The sequence below is a fragment of the Halomonas ventosae genome, assembly GCF_004361885.1.
Lineage (GTDB): Bacteria > Pseudomonadota > Gammaproteobacteria > Pseudomonadales > Halomonadaceae > Halomonas > Halomonas ventosae_C.
The window spans coordinates 16037-37753 of sequence record NZ_SNWH01000005.1 but is presented as its reverse complement, the minus strand read 5'-3'; the positions used below and the strand labels follow the sequence as shown (position 1 = coordinate 37753).

General features: G+C 67.0%; 25 protein-coding genes and 1 tRNA gene. 13 read left to right on the top strand and 13 right to left on the bottom strand.

Annotated features, from left to right (window positions below; all coding sequences use genetic code 11):
• Positions 1–60: 60 nt before the first annotated feature.
• The 7 genes from rpsT to rplU all read right to left on the bottom strand — a co-directional run bounded on the left by rpsT (position 61) and on the right by rplU (position 4220).
• Positions 61–327, bottom strand: coding sequence for a 30S ribosomal protein S20 (gene rpsT, locus DFO68_RS05500; RefSeq protein WP_133482677.1), 267 nt, complete (start codon positions 325–327; stop codon positions 61–63).
• 206 nt (positions 328–533) lie between these two features.
• A complete protein-coding gene (gene proB, locus DFO68_RS05495; protein ID WP_133482676.1) occupies positions 534–1673 on the bottom strand; it encodes a glutamate 5-kinase in 1140 nt (379 codons plus the stop codon).
• Between the two features lie 28 nt (positions 1674–1701).
• Entirely contained in the window at positions 1702–2010 is a 309-nt protein-coding gene (locus tag DFO68_RS16040; protein ID WP_208107370.1) for a DUF5615 family PIN-like protein, read from the bottom strand.
• Between the two features lie 40 nt (positions 2011–2050).
• Positions 2051–2275 carry a DUF433 domain-containing protein gene (locus tag DFO68_RS05485; protein ID WP_133482675.1) on the bottom strand — a complete coding sequence of 75 codons (225 nt, stop codon included), beginning with the start codon at positions 2273–2275 and terminating at the stop codon, positions 2051–2053.
• A gap of 45 nt (positions 2276–2320) precedes the next feature.
• Positions 2321–3508 carry an Obg family GTPase CgtA gene (gene cgtA, locus DFO68_RS05480; protein WP_133482674.1) on the bottom strand — a complete coding sequence of 396 codons (1188 nt, stop codon included), beginning with the start codon at positions 3506–3508 and terminating at the stop codon, positions 2321–2323.
• An 85-nt stretch (positions 3509–3593) separates the two neighbouring features.
• The gene (gene rpmA / locus DFO68_RS05475) at positions 3594–3851 is read right to left on the bottom strand and encodes a 50S ribosomal protein L27 (RefSeq protein WP_089714316.1); all 258 of its coding nucleotides are present in this window, start codon (positions 3849–3851) and stop codon (positions 3594–3596) included.
• 57 nt (positions 3852–3908) lie between these two features.
• Positions 3909–4220, bottom strand: coding sequence for a 50S ribosomal protein L21 (gene rplU, locus DFO68_RS05470; protein WP_133482673.1), 312 nt, complete (start codon positions 4218–4220; stop codon positions 3909–3911).
• A gap of 291 nt (positions 4221–4511) precedes the next feature.
• On the opposite strand from rplU, the gene ispB reads away from it, so the two are divergent.
• The 3 genes from ispB (at position 4512) to DFO68_RS05455 (ending at position 7263) form a co-directional block, all read left to right on the top strand.
• Positions 4512–5519 carry an octaprenyl diphosphate synthase gene (ispB, locus tag DFO68_RS05465; RefSeq protein WP_133482672.1) on the top strand — a complete coding sequence of 336 codons (1008 nt, stop codon included), beginning with the start codon at positions 4512–4514 and terminating at the stop codon, positions 5517–5519.
• Positions 5520–5607: 88 nt separating this feature from the next.
• Positions 5608–5684, top strand: a tRNA-Pro gene (locus DFO68_RS05460).
• 307 nt (positions 5685–5991) lie between these two features.
• Positions 5992–7263 carry a type I restriction-modification system subunit M N-terminal domain-containing protein gene (locus tag DFO68_RS05455; RefSeq protein ID WP_133482671.1) on the top strand — a complete coding sequence of 424 codons (1272 nt, stop codon included), beginning with the start codon at positions 5992–5994 and terminating at the stop codon, positions 7261–7263.
• A 9-nt stretch (positions 7264–7272) separates the two neighbouring features.
• Here DFO68_RS05455 and DFO68_RS05450 read toward each other — a convergent pair whose 3' ends face one another.
• Both DFO68_RS05450 and DFO68_RS05445 read right to left on the bottom strand, forming a co-directional pair.
• Positions 7273–7836: a PIN domain-containing protein gene (locus DFO68_RS05450; protein WP_133482670.1), complete on the bottom strand. Its 564-nt coding sequence runs from the start codon at positions 7834–7836 to the stop codon at positions 7273–7275.
• Entirely contained in the window at positions 7836–8288 is a 453-nt protein-coding gene (locus DFO68_RS05445; RefSeq protein WP_133482669.1) for a helix-turn-helix domain-containing protein, read from the bottom strand. The genes DFO68_RS05450 and DFO68_RS05445 overlap by 1 nt, the downstream gene beginning before the upstream one ends.
• 161 nt (positions 8289–8449) lie before the next feature.
• On the opposite strand from DFO68_RS05445, the gene DFO68_RS15645 reads away from it, so the two are divergent.
• Genes DFO68_RS15645 through DFO68_RS05435 form a run of 4 tightly spaced genes read left to right on the top strand, consistent with a single transcriptional unit; the run spans position 8450 to position 10623 of the window.
• On the top strand, positions 8450–9088 hold the full coding sequence (locus tag DFO68_RS15645; RefSeq protein WP_208107361.1) for a type I restriction endonuclease: 639 nt from the start codon (positions 8450–8452) through the stop codon (positions 9086–9088).
• Positions 9088–9297: a hypothetical protein gene (locus tag DFO68_RS15640; protein ID WP_208107360.1), complete on the top strand. Its 210-nt coding sequence runs from the start codon at positions 9088–9090 to the stop codon at positions 9295–9297. Before DFO68_RS15645 ends, DFO68_RS15640 begins: the two co-directional genes overlap by 1 nt.
• Positions 9294–10274 carry a DEAD/DEAH box helicase family protein gene (locus DFO68_RS15635; RefSeq protein WP_208107359.1) on the top strand — a complete coding sequence of 327 codons (981 nt, stop codon included), beginning with the start codon at positions 9294–9296 and terminating at the stop codon, positions 10272–10274. Before DFO68_RS15640 ends, DFO68_RS15635 begins: the two co-directional genes overlap by 4 nt.
• Positions 10231–10623, top strand: a complete 393-nt coding sequence (locus tag DFO68_RS05435; protein ID WP_347813122.1) for a M48 family metallopeptidase — start codon at positions 10231–10233, stop codon at positions 10621–10623. The genes DFO68_RS15635 and DFO68_RS05435 overlap by 44 nt, the downstream gene beginning before the upstream one ends.
• A gap of 434 nt (positions 10624–11057) precedes the next feature.
• Here DFO68_RS05435 and DFO68_RS05430 read toward each other — a convergent pair whose 3' ends face one another.
• The 3 genes from DFO68_RS05430 to DFO68_RS05420 form a co-directional block, all read right to left on the bottom strand.
• On the bottom strand, positions 11058–11987 hold the full coding sequence (locus DFO68_RS05430) for a DUF808 domain-containing protein (RefSeq protein WP_133482668.1): 930 nt from the start codon (positions 11985–11987) through the stop codon (positions 11058–11060).
• 69 nt (positions 11988–12056) lie between these two features.
• Complete coding sequence (locus tag DFO68_RS05425) at positions 12057–12509, bottom strand: universal stress protein (RefSeq protein WP_133482667.1); 453 nt, start codon at positions 12507–12509, stop codon at positions 12057–12059.
• 131 nt (positions 12510–12640) lie between these two features.
• The gene (locus DFO68_RS05420) at positions 12641–12883 is read right to left on the bottom strand and encodes a hypothetical protein (RefSeq protein WP_133482666.1); all 243 of its coding nucleotides are present in this window, start codon (positions 12881–12883) and stop codon (positions 12641–12643) included.
• Between the two features lie 116 nt (positions 12884–12999).
• On the opposite strand from DFO68_RS05420, the gene DFO68_RS05415 reads away from it, so the two are divergent.
• Positions 13000–13803, top strand: a complete 804-nt coding sequence (locus DFO68_RS05415; protein WP_133482665.1) for a TlpA disulfide reductase family protein — start codon at positions 13000–13002, stop codon at positions 13801–13803.
• Positions 13804–13917: 114 nt separating this feature from the next.
• The gene (rapA, locus tag DFO68_RS05410; RefSeq protein ID WP_133482664.1) at positions 13918–16881 is read left to right on the top strand and encodes an RNA polymerase-associated protein RapA; all 2964 of its coding nucleotides are present in this window, start codon (positions 13918–13920) and stop codon (positions 16879–16881) included.
• Here rapA and DFO68_RS05405 read toward each other — a convergent pair.
• Positions 16878–17783 carry a TIGR01777 family oxidoreductase gene (locus tag DFO68_RS05405; protein ID WP_133482663.1) on the bottom strand — a complete coding sequence of 302 codons (906 nt, stop codon included), beginning with the start codon at positions 17781–17783 and terminating at the stop codon, positions 16878–16880. The genes rapA and DFO68_RS05405 overlap by 4 nt on opposite strands.
• A gap of 109 nt (positions 17784–17892) precedes the next feature.
• On the opposite strand from DFO68_RS05405, the gene DFO68_RS05400 reads away from it, so the two are divergent.
• The 4 genes from DFO68_RS05400 to phrB are packed head-to-tail and all read left to right on the top strand — an operon-like array spanning position 17893 to position 21700.
• Entirely contained in the window at positions 17893–18951 is a 1059-nt protein-coding gene (locus DFO68_RS05400; RefSeq protein WP_243726425.1) for an NAD(P)/FAD-dependent oxidoreductase, read from the top strand.
• Positions 18952–18976: 25 nt separating this feature from the next.
• Complete coding sequence (locus DFO68_RS05395) at positions 18977–19357, top strand: sirohydrochlorin chelatase (RefSeq protein WP_133482661.1); 381 nt, start codon at positions 18977–18979, stop codon at positions 19355–19357.
• Positions 19354–20268, top strand: coding sequence for a MerR family transcriptional regulator (locus DFO68_RS05390; protein WP_133482660.1), 915 nt, complete (start codon positions 19354–19356; stop codon positions 20266–20268). The genes DFO68_RS05395 and DFO68_RS05390 overlap by 4 nt, the downstream gene beginning before the upstream one ends.
• A 13-nt stretch (positions 20269–20281) precedes the next feature.
• On the top strand, positions 20282–21700 hold the full coding sequence (phrB, locus tag DFO68_RS05385) for a deoxyribodipyrimidine photo-lyase (RefSeq protein ID WP_133482659.1): 1419 nt from the start codon (positions 20282–20284) through the stop codon (positions 21698–21700).
• Positions 21701–21717: the final 17 nt, after the last annotated feature.

Here is a 21717-nt window from a genome sequence, read left to right as displayed (position 1 = left end):
GGCAAGAATCGCGGACACAAAAAAACCGGCCTCAGCCGGTTTTCTTCTGGCGCTCCCGGCTTACGCCGCGAGAGCCTTGATGCGTTTGTTCAGGCGGCTCTTGAGACGCGCAGCCTTCTTCTTGGAGAGCACATCCTTGTCGGCAATGCGGTCAATAACCGGCTGCGCCTGCTTGAAGGCGTCCATGGCCTGGGCGTGGTCACCGCCGTTGATGGCCTTGATGACGCGCTTGATGTAGGTGCGGACCATGCTGCGCTGGCTGGCCTTCAGGACACGACGACCTTCGGCCTGACGGGCACGCTTACGGGCTTGCTTGCTGTTCGCCACTGACTGTCTCCTTGGAGAAAGTTGTGGTCGCCATCTGCGGGCGACACTTGATAACTGTATGATCCAACAGGGAAATAAAAAAATCCCCGCCGGCCTGGCCATGTTACCGGCTGCGCCATCAAGCGCAGTCGCTTAGGGGCCGTGTCTGAGAGGATGGCGCATCCTATCACGCCAGCCTGGTGCTTGCCATAGTGGCTGCGAGAGTGCTAGAGCACCACCAGGTTGTCGCGGTGGATCAGCTCCGGCGCCTCCATGTAGCCGAGGATGGCCTCAATCTGGTGGCTGGGCTTGCCGACCAGCAGGCGGGCCTCGTCGGCGCCGTAGTTGACCAGCCCCTTGGCGACCCGCTGCCCCTGCTCGTCGACGCAAACCACCATGTCGCCGCGCACGAAGTTGCCCGCCACTGACTTCACGCCGACCGGCAGCAGGCTCGAGCCCCTGTCGCGCAGCACCTTCACCGCCCCGGCGTCCAGGGTCAGGCTGCCACGCACTTGCAGCTGCCCCACCAGCCAGCGCTTGCGTGCCGCCATGGGCGCCTGCTCAGGCAGCAGCAGGGTGCCCAGCCGCTCGCCCTCGGCCAGGCGACCGAGCACGTCCGGCTGGCGACCACTGGCGATCACCGTGACCGCCCCGGAGCGGGCCGCCAGCCGGGCCGCGCGCACCTTGGTGGCCATGCCGCCGCGACCGAGCGCCCCGCCGCCGCCGGCCACCGCCGCCAGGCTCGGATCGTCGGCACGTCCCTCGGCGATCAGCCGCGCCTCAGGGTTCGAGCGCGGGTCGGCATCGAACAGCCCCTCCTGGTCGGTGAGGATCATCAGGGCGTCGGCCTCCAGCAGATTGGCCACCAGGGCCCCCAGGGTGTCGTTGTCGCCGAAGCGGATCTCGTCGGTGACCACGGTGTCATTCTCGTTGACCACCGGCACCACGCGCAGCGCCACCAGGGTGCGCAGCGCCGAGCGGGCATTCAGGTAGCGCTTGCGGTTGGAGAGATCGTCGTGGGTCAGCAGCACCTGGGCGGTAAGCAGGCCGTGGCGGGCGAAGTGGCCTTCGTAGCACTCGGTGAGGCCGTTCTGGCCCACCGCCGCCGCGGCCTGCAGCTCGTGGACCGCCGAGGGACGCACCTGCCAGCCCAGGCGCACCATGCCGGCGGCCACCGCCCCTGAGGAGACCAGCACCACCTCGATGCCCCGGCGATGCAGTGCGGCGATCTGGTCCACCCAGCCGCCGATCGCCGCCTCGTCGAGGCCGCGGCCGTCGTTGGTCAGCAGCGCACTGCCGATCTTCACTACCACCCGGCGGGCGCCCACCAGCGACTCGCGACCAGGATTCGCAACCCCTTCCGTCATCTTGATTCCTGATGTTGTCTTTGCAGGGTTAAGGGCGATCACTCAGCTCGACCAAGGGCTCACCCTGCGATAACAGCTCGAGCGCGGCTGGCAACAGCCTCTGTAACACGTCCCGCATACGCACATTCGTGGTGTTCCCCATGGTGATCCAGATGACACGCGGCGGCGGGCCGTAACGCTCCAGAAGATCAGGAAAATCTCGATCCTTGGTCAACACGACAATCTCCGCCTTGCGTGCTGCGGAAAATATCTCCTCATCAGAAGCATCGCGATAGCCAAGCCAGCGGGCAGAAAGCGGGCAGAATAGGCCTCGATACCCAGAGTTTCGGTTATCCAGGGCGCCAGGTGGGGAGACAGTTGAGCATCAACCCAGAGGATCATGCCGCAAGGACGGGGTGGCCGAGACGGCGCGCGGCGAACTGCAGACACGCCAGGACATCCTCCTGCTCCAGATCCGGCAGCTCTTCGAGCACCTCCTGCGCGGTCAACCCTTGCCCCAGCAGGTCGAGCACATCCACCACCCGGATACGCATGCCGCGGACACAGGGCCTGCCCCCGCACTGCAAGGGGTCGATCGTGATACGACGCAACACGTCACTCATCCGGCACCTCCTCTCGTATCGCCCACCTAGCCTCAGCCTACTTCATCACGGCGCGTATTCGACCTCGACGTCGTAGTCGTCGTCATCGAAATCGTCGTCATCCTCGTCGACCGGCTTGCGCTTGCGGCCCAGGCGGGCCTCGGTGCGGGCCACTGCCTCGTCCTCCATGCGCGCGCGCATCTCGCGGGCACGCTCGGTGGCTTCTTCGTCCTCGTTCTCGAGCCGACGCTGCTCGGTGAGCCAGCGGTAGGCGGCCTGGACCAGGGCGTCGGTGCCGTCACGGGAAATCGCCGAGATGCGAAACGCCGGCCCTTCCCAGCCGAGCCGGCGGACGATGTCATCGACCACTGCCTCGCGCTCCTCAGCCGGCAGCAGGTCGAGCTTGTTGAGCACCAGCCAGCGCGGCAACTCGGACAGCGCCGGCGAGAACTCGCCCAATTCGTGGATGATCGCCTCGGCGGCCGCCACCGGGTCGGACCCGTCGAAGGGCGCCACATCGACCACATGGAACAGCAGCCGGGTGCGAGTCAGGTGCTTGAGGAAGCGCAGCCCCAGGCCAGCGCCTTCCGAGGCGCCCTCGATCAGGCCGGGCACGTCAGCCATCACGAAGTGCTCGTACTGGCCGAGCTTCACCACCCCGAGATTGGGCACCAGGGTGGTGAAGGGGTAGTCGGCGACCTTGGGTTTGGCCGCAGAGACCGAGCGGATCAGCGTCGACTTGCCGGCATTGGGCATGCCCAGCAGGCCCACGTCGGCCATCACCTTCATCTCCAGGCGCAGGGTGCGGCGCTCACCCTCGGTCCCCGGCGTGGTGCGCCGCGGTGCCCGGTTGGTGGAGGACTTGAAGTGGATGTTGCCCAACCCCCGGCGGCCACCCTGGGCGACCGGCACCACCTGGCCGATCTCGGTGACGTCGGCGATCACCTCGAGGGTATCCTCATCGATCACCGTGGTGCCCACCGGCACCTTGACATGCAGGTCATCGCCGGCGCGTCCGCTCATCTGCCGGCCCATGCCGGGCTGGCCATTCTGCGCCTTGTAGAAGCGCTGGTACTTGAAGTCGATGAGGGTGTTGAGGGCATCGTCGCCGATCAGGTAGACGCTGCCGCCATGTCCCCCATCGCCGCCGTCGGGGCCGCCCCTGGGCACGTACTTCTCGCGCCGGAAGCTCAGGCAGCCATTGCCGCCCTTGCCGGCTTCCACGATGATCGAGGCTTCGTCGACGAACTGCATCTCTCACTCTCCTGACGGCGCATGCCGCCATGATACGAGAAGGCCCCGCCTGGGCGGGGCCTTCTCGCTGCAAGCGTCAGGGGTCTCAGGCAGAGACGATACTGACGAACTTGCGGTTCTTCGGACCCTTGGTCTCGAACTTGACCACGCCCTCGTCCAGCGCGAACAGCGTGTGGTCCTTGCCGATCCCCACACCGGTGCCGGCGTGGAACTTGGTGCCACGCTGGCGCACGATGATGTTGCCCGGATTGACGACCTGGCCGCCGAACAGCTTGACGCCAAGGCGCTTGGATTCGCTGTCGCGACCGTTACGGGTAGAGCCCGCTGCCTTCTTGTGAGCCATTGCAAATACCTCGCTCGTTCGTGGGAGTATCTCGAAAAGCGTCCGCTGGCGTGGCGCTTACGCGGAGATCCCGGTGATCTTGACTTCAGTGAACCACTGGCGGTGGCCCTGACGCTTCATGTGGTGCTTGCGACGACGGAACTTGATGATGGTGACCTTGTCGCCACGGCCGTGGGAAACGACCTCGGCGGCCACCTTGGCACCGTCGACCAGCGGAGCGCCGACCGTGACGTCCTCGTCGTTGCCCATCAGCAGGACCTCATCGAACTCGACGGTATCGCCGGTCGGCACTTCCAGCTTCTCGAGCTTGAGCGTCTGGCCTTCCTGAACGCGATACTGCTTGCCACCGCTCTTGATAACTGCGTACATGTTTTCTCTCCAGGACTCATCGGGTGTTGGCTCTTCATCGGCCTGCGGCGAGTGGCGCCCCTTTTGGCAGCCATCTGACAGGGAGCGTGATGAGTGGGTCGCGGATTATAACCGCGGTGAAACCACCGCACAACCCGTGGGTGCCGTCCCGAAGATAGTGTCGACACCCCGGCCAAGGGCCCGCCGGCAGCGGCTTGACGCCCCCATGGGGGCCTCATAGCATGGCCGGCAACCCGATGCCCGAAGGGACGCCCGTCGCCCCGGCTCCACCTACCCGACGAAACCGCCTCCATGACAGCCAACGCCTCACCGCCCCGGTCGCCCCGCTCTGCTGCCGCACCTCCGCTGCATGCCGCGGTGGCCGATGACTTTCTCGCCGTGAACCGCACCATCATGGAGCAGCTCGCCTCGCGCATCCCGCTGGTGGAAACCATCGGTCAATACATCATCGAAAGCGGCGGCAAGCGACTGCGCCCGCTGCTGGTACTGCTGTCGGCACGCTCGCTGGGCTACACAGGCGACCGGCACATCACCCTGGCTACGCTGATCGAGTTCATGCACACCTCGACACTGCTGCATGACGACGTGGTCGACGAGTCGCACATGCGTCGCGGCAAGGCCACGGCCAACGAGGCCTGGGGCAACGCGCCTTCGGTGCTGGTGGGTGATTTCCTCTACTCCCGCTCCTTCCAGATGATGGTGGAGGTCGGCTCAATGCGCATCATGGACGTGCTCTCGCGGGCCACCTGCACCATCGCCGAGGGCGAGGTGCAGCAGCTCACCAACGTCGGCAACCCCGACACCGACGAGGCCGCCTACTTCGAGACCATCCAGGGCAAGACCGCCATGCTCTTCGAGGCGGCCTCCCACAGCGGGGCCATCCTCGCCGACGCCAGCCCCGACCAGCAGGCGGCCCTGCAACACTACGGCCGCTATCTGGGCCTGGCCTTCCAGCTGATCGACGATCTGCTCGACTACCAGGGCGACGCCGAGGCGATGGGCAAGAACGTCGGCGACGACCTGGCCGAGGGCAAGCCGACCCTGCCGCTGATCCAGGCTATGGCCACCGGCACCCCCGAACAGCGGCGCGTGGTGCGCCAGGCGATTCGCAAGGGCGGACTCGACCACCTGGATGAGGTGCTGGAAATCGTGCGCGACACCGGCGCCCTGGACTACACCCGGGCCCGCGCCGAGGAGATGGCCGACAGGGCCCTGGCACAGCTCGACGCACTGCCCGAAAGCCCGTTCCGCGACAGCATGGCCCAGCTTGCCCGAGTGGCCGTCGACCGGCAGAACTGAGCGCCATGAAGCCGCCAGCGCTTGCATTGCGGCCATCCTTGCGTACAATACGCTGCGTCAAAGCGACATCTGCGCGACAAAACGACATCGGAGTATAGCTCAGCTTGGTAGAGCGCTGCCTTCGGGAGGCAGAGGTCGTAGGTTCGAATCCTGCTACTCCGACCAGAAAACACAGCAAAAACGGCCACTTAGCGAATCGACGCGGTGGCCGTTTTTCGTTGCTGGATTTCTAGGTAGCAAATAGGTTCCAGCTGTCAAGAAGCCGCGGGCCAGGCTCTTGCAGGCCACCGACTGGGCGAGGACTGTCAACCAGCACCGTCCTTTTCGCCCTCTCTGCTTTTTACCTTACCCCGCACGCCCCGCCACCCCACCAATCGCGCGTGGCCTTCCCGCCCCAAGTTTGGTGAGATAGGCGCCAGTCACCACGGCCGCACGAGGCGGCCGGCTCAGCGAACACAGGGAACCGCGGTACATGATCCTCACCCTCAACCAGCTGGAACGGCACCTGTTCAAGGCGGCCGACATCCTGCGCGGGCGCATGGACGCCTCGGAGTTCAAGGAGTACATCTTCGGCATGCTCTTCCTGAAGCGCTGCTCTGACGTTTTCGAGCAGCGCCAGGAGGAGGTCCGCAGCCAGCTCAGGCAGGCGGGCAAGAGCGAGATCGACATCGCCCAGGTGATCGAGATGCCCAGCTGGTACAAGGCCACCTTCTACGTACCCGAGCTGGCGCGTTGGCCCTGGCTGCTCAAGGAGGCCCACCAGGGCGTCGGCAACGCCCTGAACAAGGCGCTGGCCGACCTGGAGGAGCACAACCCCAGCCTCGCCGGGGTGCTGGAGCACATCGACTTCACCCGCAAGGTGGGCTCCACCACCCTGCCGGACAAGAAGCTGCGCGACCTGATCGTCCACTTCAGCGAGTACCGCCTGCGCAACGAGGACTTCGAGTTCCCCGACCTGCTCGGCGCCGCCTACGAGTACCTGATCCGCGACTTCGCCGACTCCGCCGGCAAGGTCGCCTCACCCAACTGCGCGACGAGCTGCTGGGCAGCTTCACCGCGGCGCTGGAGCCCACCGCCATGCTCGACCGCTTCGCGGTGCGCGGCATCATCGCGGGATTCTGGTTCGACAACAAGAACGAGTTCCGCACCCTGCAGGCCCGCGGCTGCCTGGGCGTGGTGGACGCCTGGCGCACCAGCATCAATAGCCTGCTGGAGGACGAGCAGAGCAAGGCCGCCGAAGCCAAGCCGGAGGGCGATGACACCGACGAGGCGGAATCAAGCGACAGCGAGGACGACGACGCCCGTGGAATCTGAGTCGGGAGGCTCGGACCGTTTCGCTGAATACGTGGATCGCTCGCTGACTAATCTATATGACATCGAGCATCTCTGGGCGAATGATATTTCGCGCTATAGCGACCAGTTCGATGACATTGAAGAATTCCGGTCATGGAGAGACAATGTGGCAGGTTTAGTGCTGATACCTGCGGATGTTAACCGCAGCTATGGCGCTAAACCCTTCGAGGAAAAAGTTGGGCACTACACTAAACAAAACCTCTACGCGGCGAGCCTAGCTCCGGACACGTATAAGCATGCTCCCAAATTTCTCGCGTTCCAGGAGCGCGAATGCCTAGACTTCAAACCTTATGCAGCGTTTGGCAGGGAGCAACAGTTAGAACGGCGTCAGTTGCTCAAGGAGCTAGCCCTCATAGTCTGGTCGCCGGAGCGCTTTCGCGACTGCTTATAGCAGGGGTTGCTAGAGCAGTTCAATGAACTCCCGTAGCCTGTCGGCGGTGACGATCAGTCCACAGGCTGCCAGGGTATCGAGATACTCCTTGGCGCTTTTCGGAGGCTTGCGCAGGCTGGCGCGGTGGCGATGGACGGTCCTGAGCACCAGCCCCTCGTTCAGCTCGAACTGCTGCTCCAGGAAAGTATCGGGATGGACGGCCTCGACCCCGAAGCCGGCCAGGGTGTCGGCGGGGAAGTCCTTCAGATTGAAGGTCACGATCAGCTGCGCCCCGGCGCGAATGGCCGCAGCCAGCACATGACGGTCGTCAGGGTCGGGCAGCTCAAGTGCCGGGATCAGCGGCTCGTGCCCGGTGACCAGGGCATCCGGCACCGCACGATTCATGAGCTCGATGGTTCGCGGCAGCGCCTCCGCCAGTTCGGGGCGCTTCTTGAGTAGGTTGCGCGTCCACTCATCGTGGATTTGCTCCGTCCAGCGTGCGGCGAACAGCCCCGAGGTAGCCAGGCGCATCAGCAGGTCCCGCAATGGCGCGGGATAGAGCACACAGGCGTCGTAGACGACCACGAAGCGCATCAGTAGCCCATGTCCAGGTCCTGAGCCTGGTCGGCTAGCTCCTGTAGAGCGGCCTCGGAGGCCTCCTCCTGCTGGCGCTTGTAGGCAAGTAGGTCCTGCAGACGAATCCGGCGATGCGTGCCCACCCGGGTGAAGGGAATCGCGCCTTCTTCCAATAGCTTGACCAGGTGGGGTCGCGAGACATTGAGCATGTTGGCGGCTTCCTGGGTCGTCACCTCGGCATGGGTGGGGAGGATGGTCACGGCATTGCCTTGGGCCATCTCGGTCAGCAGGTCACGCAGCATCACCAGCGCCTGACGGGGCAACACCATGTCTGCTCCATCCAGCTTGATATGCGCCCGGTCGCTCTCGGGCCGCTCGCGGAGCAGCTGGCTAAGCTCGGTGGCGCTGGCCCTGGCCAGGCGGGTAAGTTCGAGGTTGTCGGGCACTGTATCTTGGGTGGCGGTGTTCATGGCATGACCTCCACGCAGCCCGCTACTGTTGGCTGCCGTCTCGTGTTCTATCGTCACCTGCCAGGCTATTCGAAATAAACAAAAGTCGCAATATCCAAAACGAGCTGCTGGCCCATGGACTGGTATGCTCAGGGAAGTGAATTCACACAGGGAGCCACGGCATGGCAGGTCCTGAGTACACGGACGTCGAGAAGCCCTTCATCGACCAGCTGGTGGGTCAGGGCTGGGAGACCCTGGCCGGTTCGGTGGACGACCCCACCGTTACCCACCGCGAGAGTTTCGCCCAGGTGGTCATGGAGACGCTGCTGAGGGAGCGACTTCGCAAGATCAACCTGCGTAACGGCAATCCCTGGCTCGATGAGGCCCGCCTCGACCAGGCGGTGGCGGCCATCACCCGGCTGCCGGCCAGCAAGGTGCTGGAGGCCAACAAGCAGGCCACCGAGCTGCTGGTGAATGGCCTGCCCGTCGAGGGGCTCGATGGCTGGGACGGCGGCCGCGGCCAGATGCTGCGCTACATCGACTGGGACGAGCCCGCCAACAACGTCTTCACCGTGGTCAACCAATTCAAGGTGAAGTGTCCGCCCGGTCATGATTCAGCCAAGGGGCACGTGATCCCGGACCTAGTGCTGTTCGTGAATGGCATCCCGCTGGTGGTGGTGAAGTGCAAGAGCCGCACCGTGCCGGAGGGCCTTAGCCAGGCGGTGGATCAGCTGCGCCGTTACCACAACCAGCGCTTCCTGGAGAACGAGGTCGGCGAGCACGAGGGGCGCCAGCGCTGTTCGCCACCAGCCAGTTCCTAGTGGCCAGCAACTTCGACGAGGCGCGTGTAGGCACCATCGGCGCCCGCTTCGCCCACTACCTGAGCTGGAAGACGGTGGCGCCGCTGCGCGAGGCGGAGGTAGCCATCGACCTCGGCGTGGCGGACCTCTCCGCCCAGCAGCGCCTGGTCGCCGGCATGCTCACCCGGGCCAACCTGCTCGACATCGTGCGCACTACACCCTGTTCATGAATATCGGCGGCCAGGAGATCAAGCTGGTATGCCGCTATCAGCAGTATCGCGGCATGACCCGCGCCGTCGAGCGATTGAAGCAGGGCAAGACGCGCCGCGAGGACGGCGAGAGCGATCGCCGCGGCGGCATCGTCTGGCACACCCAGGGCAGCGGCAAGAGCCTCTCCATGGTGTTCCTGGTGCGCAAGCTGCGCACCGACCCGGCGCTTCGCCGCTTCAAGGTGGTGGTGATCACCGACCGCAAGGACCTCCAGGCCCAGCTCTCCGCCACCGCCGAGCTCACCGGCGAGAGCGTCGAGAAGGCCGGCAATACTGCCCAGCTCAAGAAGCTGCTGGGCCGCGACGGCCCCGGCCTGGTGTTCGGCACGGTTCAGAAATACCAGGACCAGAAGCATCGCGACCCGGACGCCGAAGAAGAGGGCGAGCAGGAGTCGGACGATGCTGGCGCCAACGGCGGGTTGGACAGCGGCCGCCGCGATGCCGCCGAGCCCCTCAAGAAACCGACCCTCAGCGAGCCCTTCGAGGTGCTCAACGAAAGCGAGGACATCCTGATCCTGGTTGACGAGGCCCACCGCACCCAGGCCGGCGATCTGCACACCAACATGATGCGCGCCCTGCCCAACGCAGCCCGTATCGGCTTCACCGGCACGCCCATCATCATGGGCGACAAGAAGCGCACCCACGACATCTTCGGCGAGTACATCGACCGCCAGGTCGGCGACCGCGCCAAGGCCTCGGAGATGGAGCACGCGGTGCGCTCCCACGTGCGCAAGCACCTGGACGAGGACCCGGTGAAGTACGGCCGCCTCAGCGGGCGCCTGGAAGAGCTGCTCCAGCAGCTCGATGGCCAGTGGGCGGAGCAGGTGGAGGCGCTCAAGACGCTGATCCAGCAGCTGCGTGACGGCGCCCAGGGCGCCCCGCTGAAGCTCGCCGCTGGCCGCTGGCCGCTTCCAGCTACGCGAGGACGTCCTGGCTGATGCCCGGGAACACCTCGTCAGATGGTACAGCGCCCGCGCCGCGGACTGGCTGACCGCCAGGGTGAAGGAGCACGCCCAGCGGATGGGCGTGGAGCCCGCCGGGGTGACGGTGCAGGACCTCGGCTACCGCTGGGGCTCCTGCGGCAAGGGCAATCGGGTCTACTTCCATTGGAAGACCATTCTGCTGCCGCGAAATATCGCCGAGTATATGGTCGTCCACGAACTCGTCCACCTGCATGAGCCCCACCACACCCCCGCCTTCTGGCGCCGCTTCGAGCACGCCATGCCGGACTACGAGCAGCGCAAGAGCTGGCTCGCTCGGCACGGCATCGAGGTGGAAGGGATCTAGTTGGTGCTCCACGAGGATCACGAGGAAGGTGTCTGAGGGCAGGACCGCCGAGCATAGCCCATACCTACGGCCCAGCGACGATACGGCCAAGCAGGTTTCCCTTCGCGACTGAGGCTCCAAGGGGATGCCGTGATTCTTCACTCCACCGGCCTCAGGGTCTGCCCCTCTCGGCGCTCAGGATCGCAAATGGCACGAACCTGTGCGACGTCAACTACGTTGACCGGCTAGCGACAATTAAAATGGTTCTTCGCAAATCGGCGTGAAAACAGCGGGAAAGCCGCGTAGGTCGGATTAAGCCGGAGGCGCATCCGGCGTGACGATGGTGCCCTCGGCATACCCGGTGCGCTGGCGCTTACTGAGCATACGGCGACAGCTGGCCGGGTGGTCTCGTGCGGTCAACGAACAAAGCGCATCAGGAAGAGCCTTGCATCCTCTCAGGCCCCGCGTGCTCTCCACAATCGCTGAGCCAGGGTCACCGCTCCCAGTACCACTGCACCGACCAGCAGCCCGACGAGCATGTTGAGCAGCGAGGGCCCCACACCATTGACGACGGCACCCAGCCCCGGCATGTCGAACTGTGCCTCGGCTGCGCCCTGCACCAGGTGATGAAGCGCCGGGATACCGTGGGTAAGTATCCCGCCGCCGACCAGGAACATCGCCAGGGTACCGATGACCGATAGACTGCGCATCAGGTGGGGCGCCGCGGCCAGCAGGCCACGCCCCAGCATCTTGGGCAGGCCGTTGCGACGGCTCAGGTAGAGCCCCAGGTCGTCGATCTTGACGATGCCGGCCACCAGGCCATAGACGCCGACGGTCATCAGCAACCCGATCCCCACCAGCACGGCAACCTGCTTTCCCAGGGCCGCACCGGCCACCGTCCCCAGGGTAATGACGATGATCTCGGCGGAGAGGATGAAATCGGTGCGCACCGCTCCCTTGATCTTGTCCTTCTCGAAGGCACGCATGTCGACCTGTTCGTCGGCCATCGCCGCGAGACGCTGTCGATGGGACTCCTGCTCCTCCTCGCCATGCAGGAACTTGTGCGCCAGCTTCTCGACCCCCTCGTAGCAGAGGTAGGCACCACCGAGCATCAGCAGTAGAGTGACCGCCCAAGGCAACAGGGCACTGATCAACAACGCTGCGGGGATGAGAATCAGCTTGTTGACCAGCGAGCCCCGGGCCACCGCCCAGACCACCGGCAGTTCGCGGTCGGCTCCCACGCCGGTGACCTGCTGCGCGTTGAGGGCCAGATCGTCCCCCAGCACACCCGCTGTCTTTTTGGCCGCCACCTTAGTCATCAACGACACATCGTCGAGAAGGGTGGCGATGTCGTCGATCAGGGTGAGAAGACTGCTGCCAGCCACGCGCGGGGCTCCTTGTCAAAGTAGGATTCTGTCAGAGTAGGAGGTTATCAGAGTAGGGGTCAGCTTCGTTCAGGTCACAGTGATGACGGTACAACCGGCGGTGTGACTGACCCTGTGGGAGACGCTGCCGAACACCATGCCGCGCATGTCGCTGATACCGCGGCTGCCCATGACGATGGCATCGACGCCGAGTTCCTCTGCCACGCCGACGATCAGTTCCGCCGGGCGGCCCTGGCGGACCACCTCCTTGACCTCGATGCCGGCGAGCTCGACGGCAGCGCGCGCCTTGTCGATCGCCTGGTGGGCCTCCTCCTTCATGCCGGCCGCCAGCTTCTCGCGCTCCTCCTCGGCATAGGGTTCGGCAACACCGCCGGTGAACAGGCCAATGTTGTCAGGCGGAAATTCGGCGACGGTCATCAAATAAAGGATAGCGGACGTGCCCTTCGCCAGCTGGGCGGCCACCTGGAGCGCCTTCACAGCATGGCTGGAACCATCGACGGGAACGAGGATTGACTGGTACATGAGTTCTTCCCTTCAGAGATAGACCGGGGTACCCACGGCACCCCACCTGATTCTAGCCTAGACGCTGAGGCCCATCCGGCAATGTCCTGGATCAAGCGCGTGAGCCGAAACCCATCGGTGGCCGGGCCCGCTCAGTGCGCATCGCCGTCATCGTCGGCCAGGCGCCTCGCCATGGCCTTGCGTGCCCGGTTGCGTCGGTAGAGGCGTGCCAGGGCGATACCTAGTGCGGCCGTCACCATGGCCGCCAGGGTCCAGCCCTGCCAGGGTCGCGCGGCATCGCCCATCAGGGTCTCCAGGGTGATAATCAGGATGAAGCCCAGCGCCTGGCTGGCGATCGCCAGGGCGCGCAGGGTATCGAAGGCCGGTTGTGCCATGAGTGCTCCCGCTGGATGACAGCCCTGCCCACCGGCAGTAGGCTTGGCGAAACCAATCCACCCAGTGTACCCGCTGCGGCGCCCGCCGCCGACCTCTCGGGAGTCACCGCCACGCCATGGATGCCATCGCCCTGGGGCCCGTGCTGATCGCGCTGCCGCGCCTCTACGCCTTCATTGCCGCGCTGGCTCTGCTGGCCGCCAGTGCCTTCCTGCTGGGCCTGCCGCGGAGCCGCCATGCCCGCTGGTTCAACGGCCTGCTGCTGACCTGGCTGGTCGGCGCCCGCCTGGGACATGCGCTGATGAACCTGGGCGCCTACGCCGAGGCGCCGCTGGATATCCTCAAGTTCTGGCAACCCGGCTACCAGGGCCTGTGGGGCCTGCTGGCCGCGCTGGGCTGGAGCGCCTGGTCGCTGCGCGACCGGCTGGGGGCGATGCTGGGCGGCATGGGCCTGACGCTGGGCGCCTCGCTGCTGTGGCTGACGCTGGTCACCCTGGCCCCGCTGGGTGGCGGCATGGCGCTACGCGAGCTGCCCGACCTCGCCCTGGAGAACCTCGACGGCGAGGAAGTCACTCTGGCCTCGCTGTCCGGCGAGCGGGTGGTGGTCAACCTCTGGGCCACCTGGTGCCCGCCCTGCCGTCGCGAGATGCCCCTATTAGCCGAGGCCGACGCCCGCGAGGGGGTCAGCGTGGTGATCGTCAACCAGGGCGAGGAGCTGCTGCAGGTGGTGCGCTACCTCGACGACCAGGGCCTCGACTTCGACCATGCCCTGCTCGACCCGCGCCAGCGCTTGATGGCGCTGTCCGAGTCGCCGGGCCTGCCCACCACCCTGCTGTTCGACGCCGAGGGGCGCGCGCTCGAACAGCACGTCGGCGAGCTCACCCGCGCGCGGCTCTCGTCCTGGCTGGCGGAGAAGCGCTGATCGGCGCGAGTGCTTAAGCCGCGCCTGGCTTTGCGGTAAGATACCGCGCCCTGTCGCCGCCGGGCCGGCTGTGGCCAGCGGCAGCGAACCGATCCCAAGCATCCCCGAGGCACCATGAGCGACTTCTCTCCCGGCCAGCGCTGGATCAGCGACGGCGAGGCCGAACTCGGCCTGGGCACCATCCTCAACGTCGATGCCCGCAGCGTCACCGTGCTCTTCGGCGCCAGCCAGGAAACCCGCACTTACAGCCGCCGCAACGCTCCCCTGACCCGGGTGGCCTTCGGCAGCGGCGACCGCATCCAGTCCGCCGAGGGCTGGCAGATGACCGTCGACGACAGCAAGGAGGTCGGCGGCCTGATCGTCTACATCGGCGAAAACGACGCCGGCGAGCTCACCGAGCTGCCCGAGTCGCGGCTTGCCGACAGCATGCAGTTCGACCAGGCCCGCGACCGCCTGCTCACCGGCCAGGTCGACCGCAACGACTGGTTCGACCTGCGCTTTCGCACCCTGCACCACTACCACCGCATCGAGCAAAACCCGGCACTCGGCCTGGCCGGCCCGCGCATCGACCTGATCCCCCATCAGCTCTATATCGCCGACGAGGTGGCCCGTCGCCACGCGCCGCGGGTGCTGTTGGCCGACGAGGTGGGGCTGGGCAAGACCATCGAGGCGGGGCTGATCCTGCATCGCCTGCTGCTCACCGGCCGCGCCGAGCGGGCGCTGATCCTGGTGCCGGCGAGCCTGACCCACCAGTGGCTGGTGGAGCTGCTGCGCCGCTTCGCCCTCGAGGTCACCCTGCTCGATGAGCAGCAGAGCGAGGCCCATGGCGACGCCAACCCCTTCGAGGCTGGCCAGCTGGTGCTGGCCAGCCAGGACTGGCTGTTCGCCAACCCCCATCGCCAGCAACAGGCGCTGGCCTGCGACTGGGACCTGCTGATCGTCGACGAGGCGCACCACCTCGATTGGAGCCCGGAGCAGAGCGGCCCCGGCTATGCCTGCGTAGGGCGCCTGGCCGCCCAAGTGCCCGGCATGCTGCTGCTTACCGCCACCCCGGAGCAGATGGGCCTCGAAAGCCACTTTGCCCGGCTGCGCCTGCTCGATCCGGACCGCTATCACAGCCTCGCGGCCTTCCGCGAGGAGGAGGCCCACTACGTGGAAGTGGCCGAGGCGATCGATGCCCTGGAGCGCCTGCCGGGCGAGGCCGCCGACCGCGATAGCGTCGCCGCAGTGATCGCCGAACCCGACAGCCTGGCCCTGCTCGACACCCTAACCGACCCCGAGCGCGGCGAGGCTCAGCATGCCGCCGCCCGCGACCAGCTGCGCGAGCAGCTGCTGGACCGCCACGGCACCGGCCGGGTGATGTTTCGCAACAGCCGCCGCCACGTGGGTGGTTTCCCCGAGCGCCACCTGCACGTCGCCACACTCGAGGCGCCCGCCGCCTACCGCCGGGTGCTGCGCCGCCTGGTGCGCGACGAGGACTACCTGGACGAGCTGCTGATCGAGACCGGCCTCGGCCATCCCGAGGTGCTGATCTACCCGGACGCCATGTACCGGGCGCTGGCCGATGGCCTGCCGAGCGGCGACCCGCTCAACAGCGAGCCCTGGTGGCAGTTAGACCCTCGCGTGACCTGGCTGCTGGAGCGCCTCGCCGACGATGGCGAAGGCGGTTTCGCCGATGATAAGGTGCTGGTGATCGCCCATGACCGCGCGACTGCCCAGGGCCTGGCCGAGGGATTGCGGGTGCTCGGCGGCTACCAGGCTCCGGTGTTCCACGAGGGGCTCTCGCTGGTGGAGCGCGACCGCGCCGCGGCAGCCTTCGCCGACCAGCAGGAGGGCTGCCAGGTGCTGGTCTGCTCGGAGATCGGCTCCGAGGGGCGCAACTTCCAGTTCTGCCGCCACCTGGTGATGTTCGACCTGCCGCTGCACCCCGACCAGCTGGAGCAGCGCATCGGCCGGCTCGACCGCATCGGCCAGCGCCACGCCATCGAGCTGCATGTGCCGGTGTTCGCCGGCAGCCCTGGCGAGAAGCTGCTGCGCTGGTACCACCAGGGCATGGACGCCTTCAGTGCGCCCCATGGCCTGGGCAGCGAGATCCATGCCGCCTTCGGCGACACCCTGGCCGACAGCCTGCTCGACGACGAGGCCCTCGAGGAGGTGATCGCGGAGACCCGGGCGCTGTTCGAAGCGCGCCTGGCCGAGCGCGACGCCGGCCGCAACCGCCTGCTGGAGCTCAACGCCTGCCGCGTTGATCGTGCCGATGCGGTCATCGCGGCGATCCGCGAGCTCGATGCCGATAAGGCCCTGAGCCGCTACCTGGACCAGGCACTAGACATCTTCGGCGTCGACAGCCAGGAACTGGGCGGCGACATCCTGCACCTGCAGCCGAGCCCACAGATGCTCGACGGCCTGCCGGGCCTGGTGAAGGGCGAGCAGGGCTTCTCCGCCACCTTCTCCCGCGCCCGCGCCCTGGCCCGGGACGACGTCCAACGCCTCTCCTGGGAGCATCCGCTGCTGCGCGAGATGATGGGCCGGATTCTCAATGGCGCCATGGGCAACACCGCCCTGGCGCTGCTTAGGCATCCCGCGATTCCCGCCGGCCGGCTGATAGTCGAGCTGGTCTTTCGCACCCATTGCCCGGCGCCGAAGCGCCTGCACCTCAATCGCTTCCTGCCGCCCACCGCGGTGCGTGTGCTGCTCGACGAGTCCGGCGCCAACCTGACCGACAAGATCTCCTTCACGGGTCTCTCCAAGGCGGTGCAGAAGGTCAAGAAGGCGGTGGCGCGGGACCTGATCAGGCGCCGTCACGAGCGGCTACGTGAACTGCTCATGGCGGCCGAAGCGCAAGCCGAGCGGGAACTGCCGAGCATCATCGAGGCCGCTCAGGGGCGCATGCGCACAGAACTCGATAGCGAGCTCAGCCGCCTCGAGGCGCTCTCGCGGCTCAACCCGGCGGTGCGCGCCGACGAGCTCGAAGCGCTACGCCGCGAGCGCGCAGCGCTGGACGAAGCCATCGAGGGCGCTCGGCTGCGCCTGGACGCCGTGCGGGTGATCGTCACCGTGGGTGACGACACGCGCTAGCCCAGGATATCGGCCAGGGCCTTCTCCAGGGTCTCGAACTTGAACTCGAAGCCCGCCTCGAGCAGCCGGGCCGGGCGCATGTCGGCGCCGGTCAGCAGCAGCCGTGACATCTCGCCGAAGGCGGTCTCCAGGGCAATGGCCGGCACCGGCATCAGGGCGGGGCGCCCCAGCTGCCTGGCCAGGGTGCGGGTGAACTCGGCGTTGGTGACGGGATGGGGCGCGCTGCCGTTGAAGGGCCCCTCGAGGTCATCGCGCTCGAGCAGGAAGAGGATCGCGCGGACCAGGTCCTCGCGGTGGATCCAGGGCATGAACTGCTTGCCGTCGCCGAAGCGCCCGCCCAGCCCCAGCTTGAAGGGCGGCAGCATCTTCTGCAGGCTGCCGCCGCCAGCATCGAGCACCAGGCCGATGCGCAGCAGAGCCACCCGAACGCCGAAATTCGCCGCTTCCCGGGCGGTGTTCTCCCAGCGCTTGCACAAGCGATGGGCAAACTCGTCATGAGGCGGGGTCTGTTCGGTGACCTCGTGATCCCCCTGGTCGCCGTAGTAGCCCATGGCCGAACCGGAGACCATCACCCGTGGGGTTCGCCCCTGGCTGGCCTGGAGCTGCTCGCAGAGCATCACCAGGTCGCGGGTGACGTTGACCCGGGAATCGATCAGACGCTCTTTCTGCGCGTCGCTCCAGCGTCGCGCGGCGATCGGCTCTCCGGCCAGGTTGACGATGGCATCGGGTGGCGTGTCGATGAAATCCAGCACCGAACGGCGGATGTCGCTGCCATCCGGCAGGCGGTCGCGCACCTGCTCCGGTTCCCGCGACACCACCAGGACGCGATGCCCGGCCTCCTTCAATCGCCGGCACAGCCGCTGCCCGACAAACCCACTGCCGCCCGTGATCAGCACTCGCATCCGCCACTCCCCCTTCGCCGCGACCGCCGCGACCGCCGCGACGAGTTATACAGCCGTTGTACACTTCTGCTAGTCTAGCGATGAACGTCGTTGACTGCACGAGATGACCATGCCCAAGCCTGCTGTTTCCATCGCCATCATCGGCGCCGGCATCGCTGGCCTCGCCTGCGGCCAGGCTCTGCGCGCGGCCAACCTGCCGGTGCGCCTGTTCGACAAGGGTCGCGGCCCGGGGGGCCGCTTGTCCAGCCGTCAACTGCCGGGCGCAGTGGTCGACCTGGGTGCCCAATTCTTTAGTGTCCGAGATCCGGCTTTCCAGCGCCGGGTGGATGCCTGGCGGAATGCCGGCCTCGCTGCCCCCTGGCCAGATGCCTTCTGGCAGTCGACCGAGACGGGCTGGCAGCGCCACCGCGACGAGGTCAAGCGCTTCATCGGTGTCCCGCGCATGAGTGCGGTGACCCGCCAGCTGGCAGAAGAACTTGAGGTGGCTACCGATACCCGGATCGAACGCCTCGAGCCCCAAGGCCGGCAATGGTGGCTGGTGGACCAGCACGAGACGCGCCATGGCCCCTTCACAGCGGTGGTGATCGCAATTCCCGCGCCCCAGGCAGCGACGCTGCTGGCTGGCCATGAACCCGCCCTGGAGGCGGCCTGCAAGACGGTGATCCAGCGCTCCTGCTGGGCTGCCTGGGCGTGTTTCGATGCCCAGCTGCCCTCCCTGCCAGGGATCGACGACGACTGGCAGGTGCTGCGCCTGGAGCCCATTTTACGCCCCGCCCCGACCCGGGAAGCGCTGCGTTTCGTCAGCCGCAACGACCACAAGCCCGGCCGCCGCCACCAGGGCGAAAGCCTAAGCCTGCTGGCGCGGCTGGAGTGGAGCGAGAGCCACCTCGAGCTCGCTGCCGAGGCGGTGGCCCGGGAACTGCTCGAAGCCTTCCGTGAACGACTGCCAGGCGGGGTTGTGCTGCCCGAGCCCAGCGACCTGGGGGCCCATCGGTGGCGCTACGCCCAGCCGGATGTCTTCGCGGCGGGCGAGGCCGTCAACCACGACTACCGGCGTTCATCCACGGCACTGGCACTGTGCGGTGACGGCTGGCGCGGAGCGCGGGTCGAGGATGCCTGGCTCTCGGGCCACCACCTCGGCGAGGCCCTGGTGGCCGACGCTTCCTGACCCTTCTTCGCGACCGGAGACTCCCATGTCCTATGCCCTGATCCTGCTCGCCCACGGCTCCAGTGACCCGCACTGGCGAGCCCCCTTCGAACACTTCGCCCAGGCCCTGACCGCTCGGCTGTCGACCCCGCTGCGCCTGGCCTACATGGAGCTCAGCGAGCCTTCGCTGGAATCCACCGTGGCCGAGCTCATCCAAGCGGGGGTCGAGCGTGCCGAGATCCTGCCGCTGTTTTTCGCCGCCGGACGCCACCTCCGCAAGGACGTGCCTGGCCAGGTCGAGGCGCTGAGCGCCACCCACCCCGGCATCAAGCTGGCCCTGCTGCCCCCGGTAGGCGAGCATCCGGCCTTCATCGAGGCGCTGGCGGCGGTGGTCGCCGAGCAGGCAGGGGAGTCGGCACGCTCATGAATGATGAGGCAAGGCGTTCGGCCGACACCCCGCTCTACCCGATCCGCGAGGTTTCCCGGCTGACCGGGGTCAACTCCGTCACCCTGCGCGCCTGGGAGCGCCGCTACGGCCTGATCAAGCCACAGCGCACGCCCAAGGGACACCGCCTCTATGCCCGCGAGGACATCGAGCGCGTCCAGCGTATCCTGCAATGGCTCAACCGCGGGGTGCCGGTCAGCCAGGTCCGTGAACTGCTCGACCAGCCGGAGACCGCGCCGGCCCCGGCACCAGTGGCCGACGACTGGACCGGCCAGCGTCGCCTGCTGGTCAGCGCCGTGCAAGCGCTGGACCTGACGCGCCTGGAGGAGCTGTTCAACCAGTCACTGGCGCTCTACCCCGTACCGACCTGCCTGGCCGAGCTCTGGCAGCCGGTGATCCGCCAGCTCGAGGAGGGCTGGGGGGAGCAGCTCGGCGATGTGCTGCAGCGCCGCACCCTCGAGACTTTCCTGCGCACCCGCATCGGCACCCGGCTGCTGCATGCCAATCCGCTGAGCAGAGGCCCGAGGCTGCTCATCGCGCCGCTGCCCGATGACCCTGCGCCACTCTGGGTGCTGCTCACCGCATTGGCCGCCAGCGACCGTGGCTACCACGTGCAGATATTCGATGCCCCGCTGCCCTGCAGCGAGCTGCCACTGGCGGTGGAACGCTTCCAGGCGGCGGCCCTGCTGCTGGCCAGCGGCAAGGCGGAGAAGGCCGAGCTGGTAAGGCGCCAGCTGCCGCGCCTGGCCGATCAGCTCGAGGTGCCGCTGATGGTCTGCGGCCCCATGGCGCGCATTCGCGAGGCCGATCTGGAGAAGACCCGGGTGGCACTGTTGGGCGATGACCTCGGCGAAGCCATGGAGCGCCTCCAGGGCCACCTTCCCACATCTTGAACCGGAGCCGCCTATGTCCCACCCCGTGATGGTCTGGTTCCGCAGCGACCTGCGCATCCACGACAACACCGCCCTGGCGGCGGCCACTCGACAGGGGCCGGTGGTCGCCGTCTTCCTGCGCAGCCTGCCGCACTGGCAGCGCCACGGCCACGGCGCCAACAAGCTCGACTTCTGGGGCCGCGGCGTGGCCGCCCTGGCCGAGAGCCTGGAGGATCTGGGGATTCCCCTGCTGCACCGCGACATCGATGACTTCGACGAAGCGCCAGCGACCCTGCTGACCATCGCCCGGGAGACCGGCGCCAGATCCCTGCACTTTAATCGCGAATACCCGGTGGACGAGCTGTCCCGCGATGCCGCGGTGATCGAGGCTTTCGACGCCGCGGGTCTCACCGCCCAGGGCCACCATGACGCCGTGGCCTTCGCCCCGGGCGAGCTGCGCACCGGCAAGGGCGACTACTACGGGGTCTTCACGCCTTTCGCCCGGGCCTGGCACCGCGCGCTGACACCCGCGCGGATCTCCTTGCACGACACCCCGCCGCCCCAGGCGCGGCCCTCCATCGCCTCCGACCCGCTACCCGAGCTCCCCGCCCTTGCCGACTCACCCATCGACGGCCGACAGTGGCCCGCCGGAGAAGGGCCCGCCGCCGACCGCCTGGAACGCTTCCTGCGCTTCCGGGCTCGCCACTACGCCGCACAGCGCGACTTCCCGGCGATCCGCCGCACCAGCGAGCTCTCCCCGTACCTGGCGCTGGGCATGATCTCCCACCGCCAGTGCCTGCAGGCCGTGCTGGCCGACAACGACGGCGCCCTGGCCGAGGGCGACGCCGGGCTCAGCGCTTGGGTCAATGAGCTGGTATGGCGGGAGTTCTACCGCCACGTGGCCGTCGGCTTCCCGCGGGTCTGTCGCCATCGCCCCTTCCAGCGCCACACCGAGCGACTCGCCTGGCGCGACGACGAGACCGGCTTCGCCGCCTGGTGCCAGGGGCGCACCGGCTATCCGCTCGTCGATGCCGCCATGCGCCAGCTGGTCGCCACCGGTTGGATGCACAACCGCCTGCGCATGGTCACCGCCATGTTCCTCGCCAAGCACCTGCTGATCGACTGGCGCCACGGCGAGGCCTTCTTCCTGCGCCACCTGGTGGATGGCGAGTTCTGCGCCAACAACGGTGGCTGGCAGTGGGCGGCCTCCACCGGCACCGATGCCGCTCCCTACTTCCGCCTCTTCAATCCCACCACCCAAGCGACGCGCTTCGACCCCACGGGACACTTCATCGCCGAGTGGCTGCCAGAGCTCGCCGAACTGCCGACGAAGGCCCGCCATGCGCCTTCGATCGACCTGCGGCGCAAAGTCGACTACCCGCCCCCCATCGTTGACCACCGGGCCGCCCGGGCCCGCGCCCTGGAAGCCTTCAAGGCCCTTAACGACGACTGATACCCCGCCAACAAGAG

What these genes read in the sequence shown, in the direction of transcription:
- DFO68_RS05400 (WP_243726425.1), top strand. Translation starts at nt 17,893, where the DNA reads ATGCCCAAGCCTGCTGTTTCCATCGCCATCATCGGCGCCGGCATCGCT.
- DFO68_RS15635 (WP_208107359.1), top strand. Translation starts at nt 9,294, where the DNA reads ATGAATATCGGCGGCCAGGAGATCAAGCTGGTATGCCGCTATCAGCAG.
- DFO68_RS05390 (WP_133482660.1), top strand. Translation starts at nt 19,354, where the DNA reads ATGAATGATGAGGCAAGGCGTTCGGCCGACACCCCGCTCTACCCGATC.
- DFO68_RS05485 (WP_133482675.1), bottom strand. Translation starts at nt 2,275, where the DNA reads ATGAGTGACGTGTTGCGTCGTATCACGATCGACCCCTTGCAGTGCGGG.
- ispB (WP_133482672.1), top strand. Translation starts at nt 4,512, where the DNA reads ATGACAGCCAACGCCTCACCGCCCCGGTCGCCCCGCTCTGCTGCCGCA.
- cgtA (WP_133482674.1), bottom strand. Translation starts at nt 3,508, where the DNA reads ATGCAGTTCGTCGACGAAGCCTCGATCATCGTGGAAGCCGGCAAGGGC.
- rplU (WP_133482673.1), bottom strand. Translation starts at nt 4,220, where the DNA reads ATGTACGCAGTTATCAAGAGCGGTGGCAAGCAGTATCGCGTTCAGGAA.
- DFO68_RS05425 (WP_133482667.1), bottom strand. Translation starts at nt 12,509, where the DNA reads ATGTACCAGTCAATCCTCGTTCCCGTCGATGGTTCCAGCCATGCTGTG.
- DFO68_RS05420 (WP_133482666.1), bottom strand. Translation starts at nt 12,883, where the DNA reads ATGGCACAACCGGCCTTCGATACCCTGCGCGCCCTGGCGATCGCCAGC.
- proB (WP_133482676.1), bottom strand. Translation starts at nt 1,673, where the DNA reads ATGACGGAAGGGGTTGCGAATCCTGGTCGCGAGTCGCTGGTGGGCGCC.
- DFO68_RS05395 (WP_133482661.1), top strand. Translation starts at nt 18,977, where the DNA reads ATGTCCTATGCCCTGATCCTGCTCGCCCACGGCTCCAGTGACCCGCAC.
- DFO68_RS15645 (WP_208107361.1), top strand. Translation starts at nt 8,450, where the DNA reads ATGGCAGGTCCTGAGTACACGGACGTCGAGAAGCCCTTCATCGACCAG.
- DFO68_RS05445 (WP_133482669.1), bottom strand. Translation starts at nt 8,288, where the DNA reads ATGAACACCGCCACCCAAGATACAGTGCCCGACAACCTCGAACTTACC.
- DFO68_RS05450 (WP_133482670.1), bottom strand. Translation starts at nt 7,836, where the DNA reads ATGCGCTTCGTGGTCGTCTACGACGCCTGTGTGCTCTATCCCGCGCCA.
- DFO68_RS05455 (WP_133482671.1), top strand. Translation starts at nt 5,992, where the DNA reads ATGATCCTCACCCTCAACCAGCTGGAACGGCACCTGTTCAAGGCGGCC.
- DFO68_RS05405 (WP_133482663.1), bottom strand. Translation starts at nt 17,783, where the DNA reads ATGCGAGTGCTGATCACGGGCGGCAGTGGGTTTGTCGGGCAGCGGCTG.
- phrB (WP_133482659.1), top strand. Translation starts at nt 20,282, where the DNA reads ATGTCCCACCCCGTGATGGTCTGGTTCCGCAGCGACCTGCGCATCCAC.
- rpmA (WP_089714316.1), bottom strand. Translation starts at nt 3,851, where the DNA reads ATGGCTCACAAGAAGGCAGCGGGCTCTACCCGTAACGGTCGCGACAGC.
- rapA (WP_133482664.1), top strand. Translation starts at nt 13,918, where the DNA reads ATGAGCGACTTCTCTCCCGGCCAGCGCTGGATCAGCGACGGCGAGGCC.
- DFO68_RS05415 (WP_133482665.1), top strand. Translation starts at nt 13,000, where the DNA reads ATGGATGCCATCGCCCTGGGGCCCGTGCTGATCGCGCTGCCGCGCCTC.